The 7,482-nt window shown below is 70.8% G+C and carries 5 protein-coding genes; 4 read left to right on the forward strand and 1 reads right to left on the reverse strand.

Annotated elements, in window-relative coordinates; all coding sequences use genetic code 11:
- The first annotated feature begins 210 nt into the window (after positions 1 to 210).
- The 4 genes from ABD401_RS14635 (at position 211) to ABD401_RS14650 (ending at position 6,038) form a co-directional block, all read left to right on the forward strand.
- Positions 211 to 1,413, forward strand: a complete 1,203-nt coding sequence (locus tag ABD401_RS14635) for a D-alanyl-D-alanine carboxypeptidase family protein (RefSeq protein ID WP_344605962.1) — start codon at positions 211 to 213, stop codon at positions 1,411 to 1,413.
- 174 nt (positions 1,414 to 1,587) lie between these two features.
- On the forward strand, positions 1,588 to 4,338 hold the full coding sequence (locus tag ABD401_RS14640; protein WP_344605964.1) for an AAA family ATPase: 2,751 nt from the start codon (positions 1,588 to 1,590) through the stop codon (positions 4,336 to 4,338).
- 60 nt (positions 4,339 to 4,398) lie between these two features.
- Positions 4,399 to 5,211, forward strand: coding sequence for an alpha/beta fold hydrolase (locus ABD401_RS14645; protein ID WP_344605966.1), 813 nt, complete (start codon positions 4,399 to 4,401; stop codon positions 5,209 to 5,211).
- 20 nt (positions 5,212 to 5,231) lie between these two features.
- Complete coding sequence (locus ABD401_RS14650; protein WP_344605968.1) at positions 5,232 to 6,038, forward strand: alpha/beta hydrolase; 807 nt, start codon at positions 5,232 to 5,234, stop codon at positions 6,036 to 6,038.
- A 12-nt stretch (positions 6,039 to 6,050) separates the two neighbouring features.
- Here ABD401_RS14650 and ABD401_RS14655 read toward each other — a convergent pair whose 3' ends face one another.
- The gene (locus ABD401_RS14655) at positions 6,051 to 7,397 is read right to left on the reverse strand and encodes an HNH endonuclease signature motif containing protein (protein ID WP_344605970.1); all 1,347 of its coding nucleotides are present in this window, start codon (positions 7,395 to 7,397) and stop codon (positions 6,051 to 6,053) included.
- Between the last annotated feature and the right edge of the window lie 85 nt (positions 7,398 to 7,482).

Consider the following 7,482-nt stretch of genomic DNA (forward strand, 5'->3'; position numbering starts at 1 on the left):
GAGGGAGCATCGGTGTGGCCCGGGTCGCACTTGAGGGCCGTGATCATTCCGGGACACAACGGGACGACACGGGGCCGCGGGCCGCCCGATCAGGTCAAAGCCGCACCGCCGGTCGGGGAGGGCCGTTAAATTCGAACCACGGAGGCATGCACCCGCACCGGCCTCCGCCTGGGGGGCCGCACTCTGCGGCGGAGCAAGGAGCAGGGGCGGATGCGTTCTCGACGTGGGCGGCTGGGTGTCGCCGGGCTCGGACTGGTTCTCGCAGCGTTGCTGCCGGCGACGGTGCCGTCGACCGCGGCCGCGGACACGGGGTCGGCCATCGGTGGTCCGCGGATGGCCGAGCAGGGCGTCGTCGTGCCCTCCGGCGGGACCGCGCTGCCGAACATCTCCTCGGCGGCCTGGGTCGTCGCCGACGCGGACACCGGCCAGGTCCTCGCCGCGCGGAACCCGCACGGGCGCTACCGCCCGGCCAGCACGCTGAAGACGCTGCTCGCCCTGACAATGGCGCCGCGGCTGAGCAACGCCGACCTCTACACCGCCGACTGGGAGGACGCGAACCAGGAGGGCACCCGCATCGGTCTGTGGCCCGGCCACACGTACCGGATCGGTGACCTCTGGTACGCGCTCATGCTCAAGTCGGGCAACGACGCCGCGACCGCGCTCGCGAAGGCCGGCGGCGGCAGCCTCCAGCAGGGCATCGCGATGATGCAGGCCGAGGCCCGTCGTCTCCAGGCCAACGACACCACCGTCGTCAACCCGAGCGGGCTCGACGCGGACGGGCAGTTCTCCTCCGCCTACGACCTCGCCCTCTGGGGCCGCGCGGCGCTGCAGCGCGGCGACCTGCGTAAGTACATGACGACCGTCCGGCACTCGTTCAACGCGGTCTCCGTCCCGGCCGACTCGAAGTACAAGGACGAGACGATGTACGCCCGCACCGAGAACCGTCTCGTGCAGAACGGGTACCCGGGCGCGATCGGCGTGAAGATGGGCTACACGACCAAGGCGCAGAACACGATGATCGCCGCGGCCGAGCGCGACGGGCGCCGCATCGTCGCGAGCCTGATGTTCACGGGGCAGGGCCGGATCACCCCCGACGCCGCCGCGCTGCTGGAGTGGGGCTTCGCCAACTCCGGCCGCGTCGAGCCGGTCGGCCAGCTCGTCGAGCCGCTGTCCAAGGCGGTCGTCAGCGAGGCCGACGTCGCCCCGGTGGTCGGCGTCAGCACCAACGACATCCGGCCGACCTCGGTGGCCAACGCGTCGGACTCCAACGACCTGCTGGTCGGCGGCTTCTCCGCCAAGACCTCGGCGATGACCGGTGGCCTGCTCGCCCTGGCCGCGGCCATGGGCGTGGCGGTGCTCAAGGTGGTCAAGCGTCGCCGGCGCTTCGCCGCGGCCGGCGTCTACCGGTACTGACGCCACCTCAAACCGCCCGCAGCGCGACGGTCGGCGGCCTGACGGTCACCGTGGAGATGCCCGCGCACTGACTTCTCGTCATGTCGTGATGGAGATTTTGGCTGCACGGACTCGCCAAATTGGCCCACCGGTCGGCATGGTCGTCCGCAGCGGCTGCCGAGACGGGTGATGAGCGTGCGGGGATCTCCCCTGATCGGGCGGGAGGGCGAGCTGGCGGTCCTTTCCGCCCTCGTCGACGGCGCGGCGGAGCGGGGCGGCGCCCTGGTGCTCCGCGGCCCGGCGGGCATCGGGAAGTCGGTGCTGCTCCACGCGGGGATGGAGCGGGCTCGCGGACGGGCGATGCTGGTGCTGTCCACCACCGGGACGCAGATGGAGGCCCGGCTGCCGTTCGCGGGCCTGCACCAGCTGCTCCGTCCGGTTCTCGGGCAGGCGGAGAGGCTGCCCACCCCGCAGCGGTCCGCCCTCCTCGCCGCTTTCGGCATGACCGACTCCGCTGCTCCGGACATGTTCCTCGTCGCCCTCGCGACCCTCGAGCTCCTGAGTGACGCCGCGTCGGATGTGCCCGTGCTCGCCATGGTGGAGGACGCCCACTGGCTCGACCGCCCCAGTGCCGAGGCGCTCGCGTTCGTCGCCCGGCGGCTGCAGTTCGACCCGATCGTTCTCCTGCTCGCGCTGCGCGACGGCGCGCCGTCGGCCCTCGACGAGGCGGGCCTTCCCGAGCTCGCTGTCCCCTCTCTGCCGCCCGCGGCGGCAGCGACTCTCCTGGACGCCCATGCCCCTGATCTGGCGGACCCGGTGCGGGCGCGGATTCTCGACGAGGCCGAGGGAAATCCCCTTGCCCTGGTCGAGTTGCCGGCGGCGATCGCGGCCGACCACGGGGATCCCGGCGTTCCGCTGCCCGCTCGCCTGCCGCTCACCGCCCGGCTGGAGAGCGCCTTCGCGGCCCGCCAGGCGGATCTCCCGGCCGCCACGCGACGGATCCTGCTGGTGGGCGCGGCCAACGACGGCGGTGCGGTTTCCGACGTCCTGCGTGGCGCGTCGATCGCCGACGGCACCGAGCGAACGCTCGCGGACTTCGCTCCGGCCGTCGCCGCCGGGCTGGTCGACGTCCGATCGATGCGCCTGCAGTGCCGGCACCCGTTGGTGCGTTCCGCGATCTACGCCGCGGCCAGCGACAGCGAGCGGCAGGAGGCGCACCGGGCGCTCGCCGAGGTGTTCGTGGACCAGCCTGATCGACGGGTCTGGCACCTCGCCGCGGCGACCACCGGTCCCGACGAGTTCATCGCGCGGGAGTTGGAGTTCGCCGCCGATCGGGCCTGCCGACGGGGCGGCGCCCTCGCGGCGGTGACGGCGCTGGAGCGGGCGGCCCAGCTGAGCCCCGATCAGACGCGCCGGGGCAGTCGGCTGCTGCAGGCCTCCGAGATCGCGTTCGAACTCGGCCGGCGCGACACGGTGCGCCGCCTGCTGGCCGAGGCGGAGGGGTTGCCACTCGATGCCGCGCAGCGAACGCAGGCCGCCTGGCTCCGCGAGATCTTCGACGACGGGCTGCAGGGGAGCGCGTCCGGCATCCATCTGCTGGTGGACGACGCCGCTCGAGTGGCGGACAGCGACCCAGGCCTCGCCCTCAAGCTCCTCACCGGCGCCGGGCTGCGGTGCTGGTGGGCCGATCTCGGTCCGGACGTCCGCCTGCGGGTCGTGGCCGCGGCGCAGCGCGTGCCGGTCGACCCCGATGATCCCCGCCTCGTCTCGGTGCTCGCCTGGGCGGATCCGGATGGACAGGGCTCGCTCGTGCACAACGCCCTTCAGCGCGTGGCCCGCGGCGGGACGTACGACCCGAGCTCGGCCCGGCTGTACGGCCTCGCCGCGATGGCCATCGGCGCGCACGACACTGCAGGGCCTTTGCTCTCGACCGCCGTCGACGGGCTCCGCTCCGAAGGGCGCATCGGCCTGCTCGCGCACTCGCTGATCGCTCGCGCGAAGAGCAACCTCCATCGCGGCGACCTGCGGTCCGCGCTTGCGGACGTCAGCGAGGGCAGCCGGCTGGCGAATGAGACGTCGCAACAGTTCTGGGCCACCGGGAGCCTGGGCGCGGTGTCGATGGTGGCGGGCCTCCGGGGCGACGAGTCCCGGGCCGCAGCTCTTGCCGGTGAGGCCGAGGCGACGGCCCTGCCGAGTCGCGCCAGCGCGGTGCTCTCCGACGTGCAGCTCGCCCGCGGCGTGACGGCGTTGGCGTGCGGGCGCCCGGAGGAGGCCTTCGGCGAACTGCGTCGCATGTTCGACCCGCGCGATCCGGCGCATCACTACATGAAGACCCGCTGGGCGATCGGAGATCTGGCCGAGGCGGCCCGGCACAGCGGTCAGATCGACGAGGTCCGCCCGCTGTTCGAGGCCCTCGACCAGACTGACTCGCCGTCACCCCGATCGCGCCTGGCCATCCTCCACGCTCGACCTCTTCTGGCCGACGACCACGCTGCCGAGACCGCGTTCAAGGCCGCACTGGCGGCCGACCTCCGACCGTGGCCGCTCACGCGCGGCCGGATTCACCTGGCATACGGCGAGTGGTTGCGGCGCCAGCGCCGCAGTTCGGACGCGCGCGGCCCGCTCCGCGTCGCCCGCGACACCTTCGACGCCCTGGGCGCCGTCGCCTGGAGTGAGCGCACGCGCGCCGAACTTCGCGCGGCCGGGGAGCGCAGCAACGTCCGGACGCCGGAGGCTCGGGACCACCTGACGCCTCAGGAGTTGCAGATCGCCGAGATGGCGGCAGAGGGACTGTCGAACCGCGAGATCGGTCAACGGCTCTACCTGTCCCACCGGACCGTCGGCTCACACCTGTACCGAATCTTCCCGAAGCTCGGCGTCAGCTCTCGCCACGAACTGCGCACGGCGCTGGAGACGGGTTCAGTCGACCCGCAGTCACGTGACTGAAGCGGGCACCCTCGACGCCTCCCGAGGGTGGGGTCATCCCACCCACCGAGGGGACGTCCGATGCACCACCACAGTCTCCGCCGGATCCTGGCACTGCTGCTGGGAGTCCTGACCGTCCTCGTTCTGGCCGGACCTGTCCGATCGGCCGGGGCGTTCACCGCCGACCGGACGGACCGGCCCACGGTCGTTCTGGTCCACGGCGCCTTCGCTGACGCGTCCGGCTGGAACGACGTCACCAAACGTTTGCAGGCACGCGGCTACCCGGTCCTCGCGCCCGCCAACCCGGAACGCCGCCTCCATCTCGACAGCCTCTATCTGAGCAGCGTCGTGAGCACGATCGAGGGTCCGGTGATCCTGGTTGGGCACTCCTACGGCGGTGCCGTCATCACCAACGCCGCCACGACGCTGCCGAACGTCAAGGCGCTGGTCTACATCGCCGCCTTCGGCCCCGACGTCGGGGAGACCGTCATCGACCTGGTCAGTCGATACCCGGGCAGCGGGCTGACCTCTCCCGAGAACCTGGTCCTGCGGCCGTACCCGGCCGGCGTGGACGCGTACATCAATCCGCGCATCTTCCATGAGGTCTTCGCAGCTGACCTGCCTGCGGCAACGACCGCCGTCATGGCTGCGAGTCAACGACCGGCCGAGGCCGCCATCCTCGTCCAGCCATCCGGGTTCCCGGCGTGGCGGACCATCCCGTCCTGGTACCTCGTCGCCCGTAGCGACCGAACGATCCCGGCGGCCGCCGAGCGCTTCATGGCCGAGCGGATGGGCGCGACGACCGTCGAAATCGAGTCGTCGCACGTCGCGATGATGTCCCACCCCGACGCCGTCGTGGACCTCATCGTCGCGGCCGCCAAGCAGACCAACTGACGCACCGGAGAGGAACTGCCGTGTCCGAAACCATTGTTCTGGTCCATGGCCTGTGGATGACCCCGAGGTGCTGGGAGCACTGGGTCACCTACTACCAGGGGCAGGGCCACCGCGTGCTGGCCCCGGCCTACCCCGGCTTCGAGATCGAGGTGGAGGCCCTGCGCGAGAACCCGGACGTGATCGCCGAGCTCACTGTGCCCGCCACCGTCGACCACCTCGAGAGCGTCATCAAGGGCCTGGACCGAGCGCCGATCATCATGGGTCACTCGTTCGGCGGGACCCTGACGCAGCTCCTGCTCGCACGAGGACTCGGCGCCGCCGGCGTGGTCATCGACTCCGCACCGACCGAAGGGGTGCACGTCAACCCGCCCTCGCAGATCAAGTCCCTGTTCCCGGTTCTCAACAATCCGGCGAAGCGGCACCAGGCGGTTGGCTTCACGCCGGAGCAATTCCACTACGCCTTCACCAACACCCTGAGCGACGAGGAGTCCGCCGCCGTCTACGAGCGCTACCACATTCCTGCACCCGGGAATTGGGTGTGGCGCTACGGCCTGCTCGCCAACCTCACGCCCGGGCATCAGGAAACCTGGGTCGACTACCACAACGCCTCCCGGCCGCCCCTGCTGTTCATCGCCGGCGGAGCCGACCACATCATGCCGCCGTCGGTGAACCGGTCGAACGCCAAGCACTACAAGTCGGATGCGATCACCGAGTACTACGAGTTTCCCGGCCGCTCTCACTGGACGTGCGGCGAGGACGGCTGGGAAGAGGTCGCCGACCACGCCCTCACGTGGGCACTCGAGCACATGCCGAGTCAACTGACCTGAATTGGCGTCAGGTCAGAACGGGACCGGGGCGGTCAGGTCCTTGATGAAGTCCGGGAGTTCAGCGTCCGGGTCGTCTGCGCCGGGGTAGGTGATGAACCGCAGCCCGGTGGGGGTGGTCCAGATGAACCGGCCCCGGTCTTGTTCGAGATGCCAGCCGGGCATCTGTTTGATTTGGTGGTGGAACCGGCACAGGCAGCCGAGGTTCCAGTAGCGGGTCCCGCCGCGCAGGACCTTGCCCTTGATCTTGGTGAACGGGATCGAGTGGTCGATGTCGCACTGGCGGGCCGGGCGCCGGCAGCCGGGGAACCGGCAGTGCTTGTCCCGGTTGCGGACCGCGGTCTTCATCTTCGCCGTCGGCACGTAGGTGTCGGCGTGCAGGTCGAGCAGCTCGATCGCCTCGGCCGAGAGTGCGGAGGAGGCCGGGATCTCCGGCTCGGTGGGGTCGATCCCGAGCGCCTCACCGAGGATCGCCTGGATGGTGTCGAGCTCCTGGGCGGCGATGGTGCGCTCGTCCTGGCGGGCGATCACCAGCGGCGCCTCGGCGGCTTCTTCCTTCTGGATCGCCCGGTCGTGGTGGACGCGTTCCTTGAGGGCTTTGAAGATGCGCTGCGCTTCGTCCTCGGGCATGAACAGGCACAGGGTGGCCATGCCGTCGTACTCCGGCCGGAGGTAGACGCAGCGATCCGCGCGGGCCCGCTGCTCCCGCTTGCGGACCGCGTCCTCATCGATGGCCTTGACCTCGCGGCGGACCCGGCCCCGGAACGAGCGCCCACCGCGTTCCTTCGCCTCCGGCAGCACCGCGTCCTCAAGCCGTGAGGCTTGCGCGACATCCAGGTCCGCGCCCTCGTCCACGATGGCCTGCACCTGGACCCGGTTGACCTCCCCGCGTTCGAGGGCGGCGAAGGTCTTCGGGTAGCGGCGGGTCAACTCCATCGACACGTGGCACAGGTTCTGCACCGCCGCCGGCGAGAGTTTGAGCAGGCAGCCGAGTTCGGCCTCGACCGAACGGCGCAGATACTCCGGGTCGTCATCGGCATCCGGGTTGGACAGTTTCCGCATCGCCACGTTCGACACCGCCCGGCACTTCGCGCCGTAGGCGGCGTTCTCCAGGCGGTCCGCGTCCGCGACCTCCCCCACCAGTTCGGCGTCCGAACGCGCGGCGGTCATGTCGATCGGCGCGTCCAGGGGTAGGGCCGGACCCGCAGCGTGAGCGGACCAGAACGCATCCCGCCGCGCCTCATAAGCCAGGAAATCCTGGTAGGAGGCGTAGTCCGGATCCCCCGGCGAGGGCGGGCGGCCACCGGTGACCCACGCGGGCTCGCACCCCACGTCGGCCCGGTCCGGCAAGTCGATCAGCACGGAACCCCCACCAGTTCGAACGTATGTTCTGCATATCTGCTTGAGTGCAGTAACCCTTACCAGTCCGGGGAACTGACGATCAGTT

Origin of the sequence: Sporichthya brevicatena (assembly GCF_039525035.1) — a bacterium.
GTDB lineage: Bacteria > Actinomycetota > Actinomycetes > Sporichthyales > Sporichthyaceae > Sporichthya > Sporichthya brevicatena.

Excerpts from the sequence above, each read along its gene's own strand:
- ABD401_RS14635 (WP_344605962.1), top strand. The coding sequence starts at position 211 with ATGCGTTCTCGACGTGGGCGGCTGGGTGTCGCCGGGCTCGGACTGGTT.
- ABD401_RS14645 (WP_344605966.1), top strand. The coding sequence starts at position 4,399 with ATGCACCACCACAGTCTCCGCCGGATCCTGGCACTGCTGCTGGGAGTC.